This window comes from Prevotella melaninogenica, from assembly GCF_013267595.1.
In the GTDB taxonomy this organism is placed as follows: Bacteria; Bacteroidota; Bacteroidia; order Bacteroidales; family Bacteroidaceae; genus Prevotella; species Prevotella melaninogenica_D.
On record NZ_CP054011.1, the window covers coordinates 856,608 to 872,702 of the forward strand.

13 protein-coding genes and 2 pseudogenes are annotated in these 16,095 nt (G+C 39.9%); 6 read left to right on the forward strand and 9 right to left on the reverse strand.

All coding sequences use genetic code 11. The annotated features are described in order from the left end of the window. Window positions 1-499: 499 nt before the first annotated feature. On the reverse strand, window positions 500-874 hold the full coding sequence (locus tag FIU21_RS08755; protein ID WP_004360176.1) for a hypothetical protein: 375 nt from the start codon (window positions 872-874) through the stop codon (window positions 500-502). A gap of 336 nt (window positions 875-1,210) precedes the next feature. Between FIU21_RS08755 and FIU21_RS08760 the strand changes: the two genes are divergently transcribed. Both FIU21_RS08760 and aroC read left to right on the forward strand, forming a co-directional pair. Next, entirely contained in the window at window positions 1,211-1,813 is a 603-nt protein-coding gene (locus FIU21_RS08760) for an FKBP-type peptidyl-prolyl cis-trans isomerase (protein ID WP_004360175.1), read from the forward strand. Window positions 1,814-1,946: 133 nt separating this feature from the next. Further along, the gene (gene aroC / locus FIU21_RS08765; protein ID WP_004360174.1) at window positions 1,947-3,035 is read left to right on the forward strand and encodes a chorismate synthase; all 1,089 of its coding nucleotides are present in this window, start codon (window positions 1,947-1,949) and stop codon (window positions 3,033-3,035) included. 192 nt (window positions 3,036-3,227) lie between these two features. On the opposite strand, the gene FIU21_RS08770 is transcribed toward aroC, so the two are convergent. Next, entirely contained in the window at window positions 3,228-3,776 is a 549-nt protein-coding gene (locus tag FIU21_RS08770; protein ID WP_004360173.1) for an isochorismatase family protein, read from the reverse strand. 185 nt (window positions 3,777-3,961) lie between these two features. Then, a pseudogene (locus tag FIU21_RS08775) lies at window positions 3,962-4,671 on the reverse strand (DUF421 domain-containing protein). A 309-nt stretch (window positions 4,672-4,980) separates the two neighbouring features. On the opposite strand from FIU21_RS08775, the gene FIU21_RS08780 reads away from it, so the two are divergent. Together FIU21_RS08780 and FIU21_RS08785 are read left to right on the forward strand one after the other, a co-directional pair. Beyond that, window positions 4,981-5,847, forward strand: a complete 867-nt coding sequence (locus tag FIU21_RS08780) for a DUF4339 domain-containing protein (RefSeq protein WP_004360170.1) — start codon at window positions 4,981-4,983, stop codon at window positions 5,845-5,847. A gap of 175 nt (window positions 5,848-6,022) precedes the next feature. Then, window positions 6,023-6,445, forward strand: coding sequence for a hypothetical protein (locus FIU21_RS08785; protein ID WP_004360168.1), 423 nt, complete (start codon window positions 6,023-6,025; stop codon window positions 6,443-6,445). Window positions 6,446-6,616: 171 nt separating this feature from the next. On the opposite strand, the gene FIU21_RS08790 is transcribed toward FIU21_RS08785, so the two are convergent. The 6 genes and pseudogenes from FIU21_RS08790 to FIU21_RS08815 form a co-directional block, all read right to left on the reverse strand. Continuing rightward, the gene (locus FIU21_RS08790) at window positions 6,617-7,591 is read right to left on the reverse strand and encodes an endonuclease/exonuclease/phosphatase family protein (protein WP_004360166.1); all 975 of its coding nucleotides are present in this window, start codon (window positions 7,589-7,591) and stop codon (window positions 6,617-6,619) included. A 177-nt stretch (window positions 7,592-7,768) separates the two neighbouring features. After that, window positions 7,769-8,833, reverse strand: coding sequence for a bifunctional 3-deoxy-7-phosphoheptulonate synthase/chorismate mutase type II (locus FIU21_RS08795; RefSeq protein ID WP_036886231.1), 1,065 nt, complete (start codon window positions 8,831-8,833; stop codon window positions 7,769-7,771). Window positions 8,834-8,907: 74 nt separating this feature from the next. Continuing rightward, window positions 8,908-9,072: pseudogene (locus FIU21_RS08800) on the reverse strand (aminotransferase); the annotation flags it as partial. Between the two features lie 496 nt (window positions 9,073-9,568). Then, a complete protein-coding gene (glmM, locus tag FIU21_RS08805) occupies window positions 9,569-10,960 on the reverse strand; it encodes a phosphoglucosamine mutase (protein ID WP_004360161.1) in 1,392 nt (463 codons plus the stop codon). A gap of 96 nt (window positions 10,961-11,056) precedes the next feature. Further along, entirely contained in the window at window positions 11,057-11,695 is a 639-nt protein-coding gene (gene bamK / locus FIU21_RS08810; RefSeq protein ID WP_004360160.1) for a BamK family beta-barrel-assembly machinery protein, read from the reverse strand. 712 nt (window positions 11,696-12,407) lie between these two features. Continuing rightward, entirely contained in the window at window positions 12,408-13,274 is an 867-nt protein-coding gene (locus tag FIU21_RS08815) for a patatin-like phospholipase family protein (protein WP_004360158.1), read from the reverse strand. Between the two features lie 87 nt (window positions 13,275-13,361). Between FIU21_RS08815 and FIU21_RS08820 the strand changes: the two genes are divergently transcribed. Both FIU21_RS08820 and FIU21_RS08825 read left to right on the forward strand, forming a co-directional pair. Further along, window positions 13,362-14,765 (forward strand): aminopeptidase P family protein, encoded by a 1,404-nt coding sequence (locus FIU21_RS08820; protein ID WP_004360155.1) that lies wholly within the window; start codon window positions 13,362-13,364, stop codon window positions 14,763-14,765. 90 nt (window positions 14,766-14,855) lie between these two features. Next, window positions 14,856-16,058 carry a C1 family peptidase gene (locus FIU21_RS08825; protein WP_004360154.1) on the forward strand — a complete coding sequence of 401 codons (1,203 nt, stop codon included), beginning with the start codon at window positions 14,856-14,858 and terminating at the stop codon, window positions 16,056-16,058. Window positions 16,059-16,095: the final 37 nt, after the last annotated feature.

The following is a 16,095-nucleotide window of genomic DNA, read 5'->3' on the forward strand; positions in this document are numbered from 1 at the left end:
TTTGTAAACTATTTTTGTGTAGCTCAAAACCAATACATGCTCTTTTGGCTTCTAAAAGATGCTCAATTGACTTGCAAAAGACGCCCTTTAAGACCCTTACTAACGCCCTTTTGAAGTCCTATTAAGCATCTTTTACTTTACCACTTTATAACTGATTGATTTACTTATGGTTACAAACCTACTTCGTATATCTGTTTTTACCATTAGTTATAGATATTTTCCTTGAATATATGTAATGATTTTTCAAAGTCTTATCTACAGATTTTCGAAGTTTAAAAAGAAATGATTTTCAATGTCAGAGGATGATAATAGGATAGATAGACGACTGCTTTAGCCATATTTTTGTTTAGTGAGTAACCTTGGTTGTTTCGTTAAAGCAATACGAAAAGCATCCACATATTTAACGGAAGAACCAAAAAAAGGCTATAAGTCAGAATCTGACTCATAGCCTTCCATTTACATATATGAAACCTTCTCTACATGAGAATATGTTGATTTCTTACTTGTTCAAGCCACGGTTGTTCAGTGTAACGTTGAGAAGCTTTACATACTCACGATACTGACGGTCGTTCAAAACATAACGCATATAAGAAAGATCCTTCTTAATAGCACTCTGAACCTTAGCGTCACGCTCTGAGTTATCAGCAACAGAAGCATTCATCATCTCTGTAGCAAAAGTGCAATTAATGTCTTCAACAACATCAACCTGATCATAATTAAGATTCAACGCACGACTAAGAGCGTATGTGCTTACATTGAACTTGTATGCGTTAGCATTTGTTGTTGTGTTGTTGTTATCGTTCTCACCTGCTGCAAAAGCCATTGTCATACTCATCACTGCTGCTACTGTCAATACAATCTTCTTCATATTCATTATCCTTTCTTAATTATTTAAAGTCTTATTAAAAGACTTATCATTATCTTTTATTCTGTAATTAATTTCCTTATTACGAATGCAAAGTTACAAGATTATTCAGACTCAATATAACTATTCGTTACTTATCATTGATTTTTGCTTATATTTTTGACACACATCAATGCATTTGATTTATATCAGTTACAAAAACATAGATACGACCCTACCCTTCCTAATAAACCATATATAATAGTAGTACGAAAAGGAAAAAACAGTAACTAAGCAGATTTTATTCCGTTTTAAATCATTACCTTTGCAAATACGTATAATAAATATCGATTAATAAAAATAACAATGGAGAATAATAAACATCGACTCGTTGTAGTCAGTTACGAACTATATAGTATCGAAAATGGTGAGGAGCAATTCCTCGAAAAGACAGAAGATATGCAGCCTATGCAGCTCTATACAGGTTGCGACATGGCGTTACCAGCCTTTGAGCAGGAGATTGTTAAGTTTGAAAAAGACGCTGACTTCAAGTTCTCTCTCACTAAGGAGCAGGCTTATGGGGAGCATGACGACAACAGTGTTTTAGCTCTCGACAAGGCTACCTTCTCACCTAACGGAGTTTTTGATACTGAGAACATCTATAAAGATGCAGTTGTTCCTTTGCAGAACGAAAATGGTCAGCGCTTCTTAGGAAAGGTTTTGGACATATCAGACGATAAAGTAACCATCGACCTCAACCACCCTCTTGCAGGAAAGGACCTTGTTTTCTATGGTCATGTCTTCGAGAATCGTGAGGCAAGTGAAGAAGAAGTAAAAGACTTCTTTGAACAAATGAATCAGCATCACTGTGGTGGTGGATGTGGCGGAGGCTGCGGTAACGACAACGGAGGTGGCTGTGGATGCGGAGGCCATGAGGAAGGTGAAGGAGGCTGCTGCGGCTGTCATTAAGATAAATTCCCCCTCTCCCGTCCAGCTATTTACAATGGAACATATAAAGAGAAGGAGATGATAGGAAAGTCTACAACATACTTTTCTTTCCTATCAATCACGCATCACGATTATCATTCATAGGAACTTTGGCATGAATACATTCGGAAAGCTCTTCACACTTACCACCTTCGGTGAAAGCCACGGAGTTGCCGTGGGTGGTATAGTTGATGGTATGCCAGCTGGTGTAACCATTGACACAGACTTCATTCAGCGTGAGTTGACACGTCGCCGACCAGGTCAAAGCCATATCACAACGGACAGAAAGGAAGCAGACCAAATAGAACTGCTGAGCGGTGTGTTTGAGGGAAAGTCAACAGGTGCGCCTATTGGCTTTCTTGTCCGCAATACCAATCAACATTCAAAGGACTATGATAATATCCGTGACTTATTCCGTCCTTCGCATGCCGATTATACTTATTATAGTAAGTATGGTATTCGTGACCATCGTGGAGGCGGTCGGGCGTCTGCTCGCATTACACTTTCACGTGTCGTAGCAGGTGCTTTAGCCAAACTTGTGTTGCGCCAACAGGGTATCAGTATCTCTGCCTACACTTCACAAGTGGGCGACATTCTACTTGAGAAAGATTATCATAAATATGATTTAAATCTCATTGAGTCAAACCCAGTTCGCTGTCCCGACCCATTAAAAGCAAAGGAGATGGAGGACCTAATAGCACAGGTAAAGCGCGAAGGAGACACTATCGGTGGCGTTATTTCTTGCGTTATCAAAGGCTGTCCAGTGGGCTTAGGCGAACCAGAATTTGGAAAACTTCATGCACAATTAGGTGCGGCTATGCTTAGTATCAATGCTGTGAAGGGCTTTGAATATGGTGAAGGGTTTGCTGGTTCTTCATGGAGAGGGAGTCAACAGAATGATACCTTCCTACCTGCTGGTGATAGTATGCAATATCCAATATGCAATGTAGAAACCAACCATAGTGGTGGTATACAAGGTGGTATCAGTAACGGAGAGGATATTTACTTCCGTGTTGCATTCAAACCTGTCGCAACTCTGCTTATGGAACAGCAAACGGTGAACATGGAGGGTGAAGCAACAACAATGGATGTACGTGGCCGACATGACCCTTGTGTCTTACCTCGTGCAGTCCCTATTGTTGAGGCTATGGCTGCAATGACCATACTTGACGCATTGCTGATAAGTAAGACTAACAGACTTTAGACAATTATCTTTCGTCAGGACTTACTTCTCACAGCAGTAAAAAACAATATATTAGAAGGAGTTAAATCCTATCTTCGCACGCTAACATTCTATAGATAGTAGCGGAGACAGACATGGACTTAACTCCTTCTAATTTGTTTTAGCTCTATTTCCTTTTAAGAAAACAGAACAAATCAATCATCGTCTCGTTTGTTATAGGCTTGCAATAAAAGCACTTAAAGCCGTTCCACCATCCAAAGAAGGCGAATAATCTTCAAGTACATTAAGCTTTGCACTGCCAATAACATCCTTTAAATCCTTTGCAGTATTTAGAACGCATATATCTCCAGCCAAGCCACAAACATCTATTTGTTCTATCCTCAAAGCCTTAATCAACTGGCTGAGAACACCCGCAGAAGATTCATTTTGCATGATAGAATACTCATCCTTTTCTATGCTATCACCCTTATATAATAAGGTAAAGCCGCCCTTTGATTCATTAAGAGCAACCAATAATGATTCCCAAATAGCTGCACCAATAGAATGCTGCACACAATGGCGTGGCCACACTCCACCCTCATCAGCAAACGAACTATGATGATAAGGATGCCAATCTGCTGTAACTATCTTCACAGTATATTCATTACCATGCTCTTTTACATACGTTGCCAGCGCATCCATTGCTTCTGCTGCGCCTGCTACAGGAAGTGTTCCTGTAATAAAGTCGATTTGTGGATCGACTATTAACAATAGCTTTTTCATATTTTATTGTCCCTTTAAACAATAAGACCAAATAGTTTCATTATCTATATTACAAAGCTAACAGAATATAAATCGTAGCTTTATAATATCAACGTTAATACGCTACAGATATTTTCTGAACACACCAAAATTAATATAAAAATAGTGATACATAAGCCATGTACCACTATTTTTATTTTAAGTTTCTATACTTGTGCGTTGTCTGGTTCAATCTCTTGAGCATCTACTTCTACCACTCCACGCTTAACGCGACCATCGTAAGTAACGAAGTAAATACCCTTACCTGGTGTCCACTCCATACAGAAGAGTTCTCCAGGGCTATTAAATCCATTCTTCTTGATAACGCGTAATGCCCATGCCTGTGAACGACCGCTCTGCATAAGACCACTCGCTACGAACTCACCATTATTTACCAATAAAAAAGACTCTGATGTCTTACCGGTTGGTAGAACTGTCACTGCACCATTTGCTTCAAACAAAACATCCTCAACTTCAAACATAGAGAAGATTCCCTTTTGTCTTAATAGCAAACGGAACTGCTCCATTTCAAGGCTATTACGCTTAAAATTCTTAAAGTTAATAACGCCATTCTTCACCAGAAAAACGCTCTCTCCTTTGATAATATGACGTAGACGAGCAGAACGCATAGCAAAACGAACAAGCATATTAAAGCCCGTCCACACTGCCAAAGCAAAAAGAATATGCCACATAGACATATCTGGATTATACAAGACACCACCGACTAATGCACCAATCACAAAGGCACTCACGGTATCAAGTGGCGTAAGCTGTGCCATCTGGGCTTTTCCTGTAATACGCAGAAAAGCCAAGATACCAATCATACCCGTAACAAGTTTCAAGGTAATCCTACATAAGGCTGAATAAATTCAATCATTTCTTGTTGTCTTAAGACATTATTATAAATTCAATTTTTATTCTTTTTGATGCTACAAAAATACGTCTTTTATACTTAACTCGCAAATAACATGACTAAAAATACACTACGAAACGATTAATTCTATTTACAGAAAGCCTAAAAACAAGTCTTATATAGCTATAAAGCCACCTGTAGAATTAAAAAAGAAAGCAACTCCTTTGCCAGTTCAGAAATAATATTTAACTTCGCACCGAACAAACTGGTAGAGTGATTAATAGATGCCTAAATAAGAGGATTCTTCCCCTTTACCATAAAATAAAGATAAGAATGGAATACTATATCAAGATTAATGAAGAAAAAAGAGGTCCTTATAGCCTCAACGAATTAGCTGAACGTAAGTTGGATGAAACGTCATTGGTTATGCCAACAGATGGTGTAGAATGGGTTCCTGCCAACCAGATAGAGGAACTTCGCACACTCTTTGAGAGCAAAGATTCAACTGATAATCCTGTTAAAACAGAAGAGATACCTTTTGTTGAAGCCAGACCAATCATACAAGCTGCACCACAAGAAGCAGTTCAGCAGCCACAACCAGCACCTAAGAAGAAGAGTCACACTGGCTGCCTTATCAGTATTTTGCTCACACTCGTAGTCTTGGTTGCAGTAATGGTTGTTACTTGTCCTAAGACGGAACAACACAAGGAAGTTCTCTCTACCGTTATCACCACGACTGTGAACAATGCTGTAAATGACAACGATAATCTTACAGGCAACACTTTCATCGACAACGCTTTCAAAACAGTCAGCAATGCCTTTGCAGGTAAGGTGATTGAGACTGCTGTTGATAACCTCGTCACTGTTGATAACTATGTTGTATGTTCATTAGGTAAGGTACACTACGATGGAAAAGATCATATTGTATCATTAGGTGTGTTCGGGCATATCTTTACCGTAGATGAAGATGACCTTCGAGAAGCTGCAGAGCTGTATTACAAGAAGGAGGAAATCAACATGAAGGAACAACTTAAGAAGAAAGCACAGAAGATGTTGCAGGAAAACATCATTGCACCTGCAACCTCAGCCATCGAAGGACTCTTGGGAAGTGCTATGGATGGTCTTCTGGATGAAATCGGCTTAGACAATCAACCCTCAAAACAAAGTAAGAAAAAGACATTGGAAGCTGATTCTATCTAAGTAAAGATTAGGCTTTCAGATAACAAGAGAACTGACTTATAGATGGATAATAACGCAAAAGATAGTTGTTAAAAAACAATATTTCTACATAAAAGGAAAGGTTTTACATATTATCTTTTGCATATAAACAATATTTTATATACATTTGCACAATTAATTTAAATAGAATACAAAGATGAAGAGATTATTTTTTTTAGGGTTAATAACGTTGTTTTTTGTATCTTGTGCCTCTTCTTTAAATAGTGAAAAGATTGACACTCTGAAAGAACAGCAGAAGGTGCTCAAGATGACTACAGAGTTGAACAAACTGCAGTTAGATTACGAAAAAGAGAAGGCAAACAATGTCGAACTCAGCAAGAAAGCTGCTGACATCAATGTTGAAGCAAATATAGCAACAACAGAATTCAACACAACCAACGCATCAAACACTGTTAAGGATGCAAAGACCACTATCAAGCGTCTGAAGGAAGCTAAGTCTATCAACAAGAAGTTGGCTAAGAGTCAGAAGACCCTTACAAAGATGGAAAAGAAGATTGCTAAGGTTAAGGCAAAGATTGATGACTGTAACAAACGCATCAAGTTTGTTAATAACCAATAGTCGAAGACTGCACTAATTCATAAATTTAAACACTACCTTTCCTATCGAGAAAGGTAGTGTTTTCTTTTTTTATTCACGAAGATAAATATTTATTTTCATGAAAGTAAATGTTTATTTTCATGAAGAAAAATATTTTTTTTCATGAAAATAATTCGGAAAGAAGTGCAAATATCAATGCTGGAGACGCAGAACAAGTGGAAGATGGTCACTAAATCCATTATTAAAACGCATACCATTATAATTGCGGCGGGGCTTTACTCCGCCGTATTTCGTATCTTCTTCTAACAGAAATCGAGCATCATTAATACGGCAGTCTATCATCCATGAACGTAGATTTTTACTCACAAGTATCTGATCCAGGCTTCCCCATGCTCCATGATAGCGATAAGTTCCCTTTGCTCCATTACACCCATGCGCTTCCGCAGACACATTTATCAATCCATGTTCGTACGCAAGTTGTAGTGAAGGACTATCTGCATAATCATTAAAGTCACCCATCACCAACAATTTAGGTTCAACATACTGCCTACGAAGAGAATCTATTACATTACATAACTGTTCCATCACGTGCTTTCTAAAAGGACGAGAATAAAGTTCACCACCCATTCGACTTGGTGCATGAAGTAGGAAGACGTGCAGCGTATCACCGCTTTCTATTTCACCTTCTACATGTAGAATATCTCGAGTTGGGCGCATTTCCTTCATGGGTATGACACGTATTGTATCGGCTTTTATCAATCGGAAAGAAAAAGGAGAATATAACAACGCCACATCAATACCACGCGCATCATTCGAGGCTGTCATCACATATTCATAACGGGCCTTACGCAACAAAGATCGACGAGTAAGGTCAAAGAGCACACTATCGTTCTCTACCTCGCATAAACCTACAATATCAGGCAGCGTCCAACCACTACTATCTTCGCCACAAGCAATGATTGTCTGTCCTATTCTATTCAGTTTCTGCCAATACTTCGTACGTGTCCAATGTCGAGGAGAGTCTGGTAAGAATTCATAATCATTCTTCAAAGTATCGTGCCGAGTATCAAACAAGTTCTCAGTATTGAGTTCAACAATCGTCAAACGAGTTTGAGCTACTGATAAAAAAGAACTCAACAAGAACAAAAAGGTTAACAATATACGCATAAATTTCAGGTTTATAGATAAGTAAGTTATTATTTCTTTATCTCAATGTCTTGTGCCACATGATTACATATTTTAGCCTAATACGCCTCATGTCAGCAGTATCCTTTTCATCAATATCTACATAAAACCATAATAACCTCCTTCATCACTATTCATCTACACTCACCACCTATCACCCTACTTATTCACAACCTCCAACTGCTGACGTACACTCTCCTCATGTATTAATTCAAATACCTGAGCAGCAAAGTTGGCATCCATACCGCATAGGCTTGCTTGTGCGCCACGCTTTTCGAGGATTTCACCATATCTACCAGCTTGAAGAATGGTCATATTATGCGCTTTTTTAAAGGCTCCGATCTCACGACAAATGCGGAAACGCTTGGCAAGAAGTCCCATTAAAGAGTTATCAAGCTCGTCTATTTGAGCACGAAGAAATCTAAGTCCTTCAGTTGTAGAGCTGTGATCGCGTACTACCAAAAGCGAAAGAATATAATCAAGGATATCAGGAGTTACCTGCTGTTCTGCATCGCTCCACGCCTTCTCTGGCGTACAATGACTCTCTACTATCAAACCATCAAAGCCTAAGTCCATAGCCTGCTGACATAATGGAGCTATCAAATCGCGGCGACCACCGATATGACTTGGGTCACAGATGATAGGAAGTCCTGGTATTCTTCTACGCAACTCTATAGGAATCTGCCACATAGGGGCATTTCGATAAATTTTCTTTTCATAGCTTGAGAAACCTCGATGAATAACTCCTAAACGTTTCAAGCCGGCTTGATTAAGTCTTTGAAGTGCACCAATCCACAGTTCAAGGTCAGGATTCACAGGATTCTTTACCAATACAGGGATGTCTATTCCTTGCAAAGCATCAGCCAAAGCTTGCATAGCAAAAGGATTGGCAGATGTTCTTGCACCTACCCAAAGAATGTCCATACCATATTTCAGAGCCACTTCGACATGCTCAGGTGTCGCCACCTCGGTTGAAATCATCATGCCTGTCTCTTCCTTTACACGCTGCATCCATGGTAAAGCCATCTCTCCATTGCCCTCAAAACCACCCGGTTTCGTACGCGGTTTCCATACACCTGCACGGAAAATATGACATCCCTTGGCAGCAAGACTATGTGCCGTAGACATCACCTGTTCTTCTGTTTCTGCCGAACAAGGCCCTGCAATCACTAACGGACGTTCTTTATCGCTCGGAAGTCGCAAAGGCTCTAACTCTAACTCCATAATCATATATCTTTTATTCCTTATTTACTTAATTGTTCCCCAAAGGTAATACAAATGATGCATAAAACCTTATTTTACCATTCTAAAGATGCAATTCGGTCGCGTGCTTTCATCATTAGCTCGTCTTTTGCACATAGGGAGATGCGCACATAACGCCGACCATTGCTTCCAAAAATGAAGCCTGGCGCAATAAACACACGTGCCTCATACAACACACGCTCTGTCAACTGTTCCACATCGGGTCAGTCCTAAAACCCAGTTGCAAGCCTATCCTCTTAAGCACATAACGATTACACATATTACAAGGATATTTTTATTTTAGTTTGCTGTCACTTTTAACATTTCGTATAACCTCACTGATAATTAAATATATTGGTGTCCGATAAAACTTTTTTGGAGTTATCTGTGTTAGTTAAAATAGACTTAAACTTATGATTTCATTAATTTATCTGGTTATTATAGGGCTTTCCTTGTCAATATAAGCACATTTTATAATGCTTAACCAAGCCCCCTGGATAAGTAAAACGGCTGAAACACCGATGAGTAAAGAGATACAGAGCTTTCAGTTTATTTTTACTGGACAGCAATAATAGACAATACTGAAACGATTTCGAAACATAAAACAAAAGACAGATAAAGGCGGTGATGAAATATTATATAAAACGGCTATCAATGAAAAAGGATGCTTTAGAGAAACCTCAAAAGCATCCTTTTCTTTTATATGATAAGGTTATTTTACTGCATATCGTAAACTACCTGCATCAACTTCTTGCCCAATGCGTCAGCAGCCTCCATGGTGTTAGCCTCGCTGTAAACACGAATAATAGGTTCTGTATTTGACTTACGGAGATGAACCCAAGCATCAGGAAAGTCGAGCTTAACGCCATCAATATCAGTTACTTGTACATCCTTCTCCTGTCCATAAAGTTCTTTCACACGCACAAGGATTGCATCAACATCTGTATCAGGAGTAAGGTCGATACGATTCTTGGCGATGAAATACTCAGGGAAAGTCTTGCGAAGTTCGCTTGCCTTCAGTCCCTTCTGTGCCAAAGAACTAAGGAAGAGCGCAATACCAACAAGGGCATCACGACCATAATGGCTTTCTGGATAGATAACACCACCATTACCTTCACCACCAATAACAGCACCGACTTCCTTCATCTTTGTGGTAACATTCACCTCACCAACAGCAGAAGCATAATACTTACCGCCATGCTTCTCTGTCACGTCACGCAAAGCACGAGTTGAAGAGAGGTTACTAACAGTGTTACCCTTCACATGCTCGAGGATATAGTCTGCTACTGTGACGAGTGTGTACTCCTCACCATACATCTTACCATCCTCCTGAATGAATGCCAAACGGTCTACATCAGGGTCAACAACGATACCCAAATCATAACCACCCTTGGCTACCTCGTCCATAATGCCTGTGAGGTTTGCTGCGATTGGCTCTGGATTGTGAGCAAAGTCGCCTGTAGCATCACCATTAAGAAACTTATATTCAACACCTAAACGATCGAGAAGCTTAGGCAGGATAACACCACCAACAGAATTGATAGAATCAACTACAACACGGAACTTACGATTCTTAACAGCCTCAAGGTCAAGCAATTCAAGGTTCATCACCTCTTCTATATGGCGCTCATCAAATGAATCGTCATCAGTATAACTACCCAAACCATCTACATCTGCATAATCAAAGTCCTCACGCTCAGCGATATCAAGTACCTCAGCACCATCAGCTGCAGTAAGAAACTCACCCTCCTCATTCAGAAGTTTTAAGGCGTTCCAATGGCGTGGATTATGAGAAGCGGTGATGATGATACCACCATCTGCACCACTCATGCGTACCGCTAACTCTGTTGTAGGTGTTGTAGCCAAACCAATGTTCACAACATCTGCACCAATACCCATCAGCGTACCGCATACAACATTCTTAACCATTGGACCAGAGATACGTGCATCACGACCAACAACAATCTTCAGCTTCTTCTCTGGGTGCTTACGTGCAATGAACGTAGCGTATGCAGAAACGAATTTAACGATGTCCAGCGGGTTCAGCGTATCGCCCGCACGACCTCCGATAGTTCCACGGATGCCGGAAATAGATTTAATAAGCGTCATACTTAAAATATGTTTGAAGGGTATTCCCCTTATTGTTCTCTTGTTTTATTAATTTTTCTCGCTCTATTCTTTTACTTCTTCTTTCTTCACCGCCTATTAAAGACCTCTCTGGAAAGTAAGGTCATAATAGCAAGGATAGACTGCCTTTGAAGCATTAAGCTGTCCCTGCTGTGAAGGAACGATAAGTCTCACGTGTGACAACTTAGATGAAGCATTTACCAGTCTACCAAGAGCAATATAAGGCATTGGAACCAACCAACCTGCTGGAACAGAAGTACTCTTGTAGATGTCAGCCATCACACTGGAAGTAGGGTCAAATGAAGCGGTGTATGTTCCACTTGTGTTTGTTACAGACATCTTGTCAACCTTAGGACCAAAGACGAGGAACTGATTAGATAACTGCAGCGTATCTGTAATAAGGTTGCGCTCGCTAAAACGGCAGAGGACAGTGGCTGTCTCGCCTTTCTTAATTACTTCGCCAGTTCCTTTTTCAACAATCTGCATGTAAACACCAGTATTTGGGAAAAGAACATACTGATTCTTCGTTATATCTGTAGTATTCCCTTGTTTTGCAAACTGCTCTTCGCTAATTACATTTATACGCTTCTTGACTATAAATGAGTTAATCGCTTCTGTCTCTCGCTCCAACTGATCAGCATAAGTCTCAGTCTTATTACATGAACTAAACGCCAACATTGCAGCTAATACAACAAGGAGAAAATTTATCTTCTTCATTCGTTTTCTTATTTTAATATGTTGTGCAAAGATAAGAAAAAGTATTTAGAAAGGGAAAATAAGAAGTAAGAAAATATATTAAGGTAGGTTGTAAAAAGAAACTTTATAGTAGTTTTATCACTTAGAATCCCTATTTTCAGGTTCTTCTGTTAAACCCAAATCGGTTATTAGACCACAATATGTATAATTCTTATTAGTTGGGCTCACAAAGGAGGATAACTGCACAATAAAAGACAAATAGATATTATCGCTATCCTTAATCTACAAATAACTTATGCTCATATCATTATCTCTTTGTAAATTATTTTCACGTAACTCAAAACCAATACATACTCTTTTGGCTTCTAAAAGATGCCTAATTGACTTGCAAAAGGTGCCCTTTAAGACCCTTACTAACGCCCTTTTGAAGTCCAATTAAGCACCTTTTACGTTACCACTTTATAACTAATTGATATTATGCTTGTTACAAAACTATCACTTGTTTGTACTTTTGGCGTTATTTATGAATGTTTTATTTGAAATTATGTAATAAATTTTCAAGGTGTTGTCGGTGACTTTTCGAGTATTAAAAAGGATATAATGGAAGATGCGCTTATGGTTACAAAGAAAGGAATCAGCTAAATTACAATAAAAATGGGAGCTATCTACCAAAACTATAGACAGCTCCTATTCTTCTACATATTCCTTTGTACAATAGATATTTACATCATTTTTAGAGAAGATGAGGAAGATGCTCCTTCACAAATTGTTCACCTAATCGGAAACCTTCCTCATAGAGATGCTCAAGCTTATCAACATCTTTCTCCATTCGTCCTACAACAATAGGTTCTTCTGGACGAATAACAAGTATCTTACCTTGTTCCTCCAACTCATCCACCAAGTCGAGTTGCCGATTATATGCTTCTATTCTACGACTCAATGCAACACGTAAACGTGGATAGTTGCGATAGATAAACTTGGGTTGTTTATGGTCACGTCCAGTATCTCTCCAACCTTTGTTACGCGTACTGATGACCACATTTGCCTCGTGTCCAGTCTCTATAGAACGCAGTATAGGAATAGAGTCGACAATACCACCATCCAATAACTCCTTACCATCCACCTCAACAATCTTACTAACGTAAGGAAGACTTGAAGAAGCACGTGCCAATACATTAAGACGATGCGTATCACCTGACGATTCTGAGAGATATTCTGCAAAACCAGTCTGACAGTTTGTCACCACCATCTCAAAGATATATCCATTCCTACAATTACGGAAATACTCTTCATAATCAAAAGGAATAAGCTCGTAAGGGAAACGATGATAAAGTAAATCTGGGTCGAAAATACATCCCTGCGTAACGAGATGGCGCAAGCCTATGTAATCATATTTGGCAAGCATATCAATATTAGAAATACGAGCACGACGTGGTTGACGACTGGCATACGACAAACCATTACACGCTCCTGCAGATACTGCAACAATGTAATGAAAATAGAGCTTATATTTCATAAAAGCATCTAAAACACCAGAGGTAAATACACCACGCATCCCTCCTCCTTCCAACACTAAACCCGTATTCCTATCTATTTGCATAAAATCTCGTTAAAAAACAACTGCAAAGTTAATAACTTTCAAACAAAAATAACTATCTTTGCATTCAAACCAACTAATAATTGAAATATGTTTAACAAAGAAACCTATGTAAAGCGCCGTGCAGAGCTTAAGAAACTTGTTGGAGAGGGTATTATTATTCTCTTTGGCAACAATGAGTCGCCTGCAAACTTCCCTGCGAATGGATATTATCCTTTCCGTCAGGATTCATCATTCCTCTATTATTTTGGTCAGAAACGTGACGGATTAGTTGGTGTTATTGATATTGACAATGACACAGAAACACTTGTTGGCGATGACATTGATATCGACGACATTGTATGGTACGGTAGCGTTGACTCTGTAAAAGATATGGCTGATGCCGTTGGTGTAGCCAACACTGTCAACATGAAGGGTCTAAAGACCATTTGTAACAATGCGTTGCGAGAGCATCGTAAGGTTCATTTCCTACCTCCTTATCGTGCTGATATTAAGATTCAAATATTCGACCTCTTTGGTATTCATCCTAATCAACAGAAAGAGTCAGCAAGTATGGAACTTATCCGTGCGGTTGTTAAGATGCGTTCTGTAAAGACACAGGAAGAAATTGAGGAGTTGGAGCGTGCTGCTGTTATTGGCTACAAGATGCACACAACTGCTATGATATTGGGTAAGCCAGGTGTAACTGAGCAGTTCGTTGGTGGTCAGGTTAGCGGTATCGCTAACTCATATGGTTCCATGGTATCATTCCCAACCATCTTCTCTCAGCATGGTGAGATTATGCATGGCAATCCTTCGATGGCAGTATTGGAGGCTGGTCGCCTTGCTCTCTGTGACTGTGGTGCTGAGACCGTCAACCACTACTGTTCTGATAACACCCGTACATTCCCTGTAAGTGGTAAATTTACTCAGAAACAATTGGAGATTTACAAGGTCGTAGAAGAGTGCCACGATGCTGCATTAAAGCTTTCTAAGCCGGGTGTTAAGTATATGGACGTTCACTTTGCCATTTGCCGTATTATCTTTGATCGTATGAAAGAACTTGGATTGGCTAAGGGCGACACTGATGCAGCTGTAGCTGCAGGTGCACATGCTATGTTCCTGCCTCATGGACTTGGCCATATGATGGGTATGGATGTTCACGATATGGAGTCTTTCGATCAAATTAATGTTGGCTTCGACGAAGAGACACGTCCTAACCTTGAGCAGTTTGGTACTAACTGCTTACGTATGGGTCGTCGCTTGGAAGAGGGCTTTGTCGTTACTGATGAACCGGGTATCTATTTTATCCCAGCATTGATTGACGAGTGGCGTGCAAAGAAACATTGTGCCGACTTCCTCAACTTCGATAAGTTAGATGAGTACAAGGACTTCGGAGGTATCCGTCTTGAAGACGATCTTCTCATCACCAAGGATGGTTGCCGATTCATAGGCAAGGATATTATTCCTTATCATCCACAAGATGTCGAAGACTTCATTGCCGCAAACCGATAAGTAATAGAACTTTTTAATAATTAATATTTACATCAAGGTTGCCGCAAGAGTATCACTCACAACGGCAACCCGATTTATAAGAAAAAACTTATGAGAAAAACTTTTGTTGTAGCATTGCTCGCTTTGTTTGCGATAGGCGCTAATGCCGCAGACAAGAAAGAGGGTGCAACCTCTAACAAGCCTGTTTTTACTGTAGTAAAGCAGATTCCAATTACAAGTATTAAGGACCAGAACCGTTCAGGCACATGCTGGGACTATTCAACTCTTAGCTACTTCGAGGCTGAGATTTTGAAGAAGACTGGTAAGACATACGACCTCTGTGAGAGTTTCGTTGCTAACAAGACATACATGGAGCGCGCTATTCAGGTTGTTCGCTTCCATGGTGATTGCCAGTTTGCTCAAGGTGGTTCTGCATACGATGTATTGCACACCCTTGAGACTTATGGTATTTGTCCAGAAAGTGCTATGCCATTCCCAGGCTCACTCTATGGCGATTCATTGAACAACTTCAATGAGTTCTTCTCTTTGTTAGAGCCATATGTAAATGGTATTGCACGCAACAAGGCAAACAAGATTTCTGGTCAATGGAAGCAGGGCTTGCAGGGTATCCTCGATGCTTATCTTGGCAAGTGTCCAGAGACATTCACTTACGAAGGCAAGCAGTACACTCCAAAGAGCTTCGCTGCAAGCCTTGGTTTGAACTGGAGTGACTATGTAACTATTACTTCTTACACACATCACCCATTCTACTCACAGTTTGCTGTTGAGGTACAGGACAACTGGCGTTTCCCATTGTCTTATAACCTCCCAATGGATGAGATGATGCGTATCATTGATAACGCTGTCATGAATGGCTACACAGTAGCATGGGGTGGCGACGTTAGCGAGCCAGGTTTCACTCGTAAGGGTTTGGCTTACATGGTTGACGGTAAGAAGGTTGAAAGCATGAAGGGTAGTGATATGGCTCACTGGCTTGGTCTTTCTGCTGCAAAGAAGAAGGATATCATCGATTCACTCGGTGTAAACGTACCAGAGGTTGTTCCTACACAGCAGCAGCGTCAGGAGCGCTTTGACAACTGGGAACTTACTGATGATCATGGTATGCTTATCTTCGGTATTGCTAAAGACCAGAATGGTAAGGAGTATTATATGGTAAAGAATTCATGGGGTGAGACTGGTGACTACAAAGGTATCTGGTATATGACCAAGAACTTTATTGCAGCTAACACCATGGACTACATGGTAAACAAGAACGCTATTCCTAAGGACATCCGCAAGAAGATGGGTCTCTAAAAGAATAAGACAAGTTGAATTGATAATAAAGAACAAG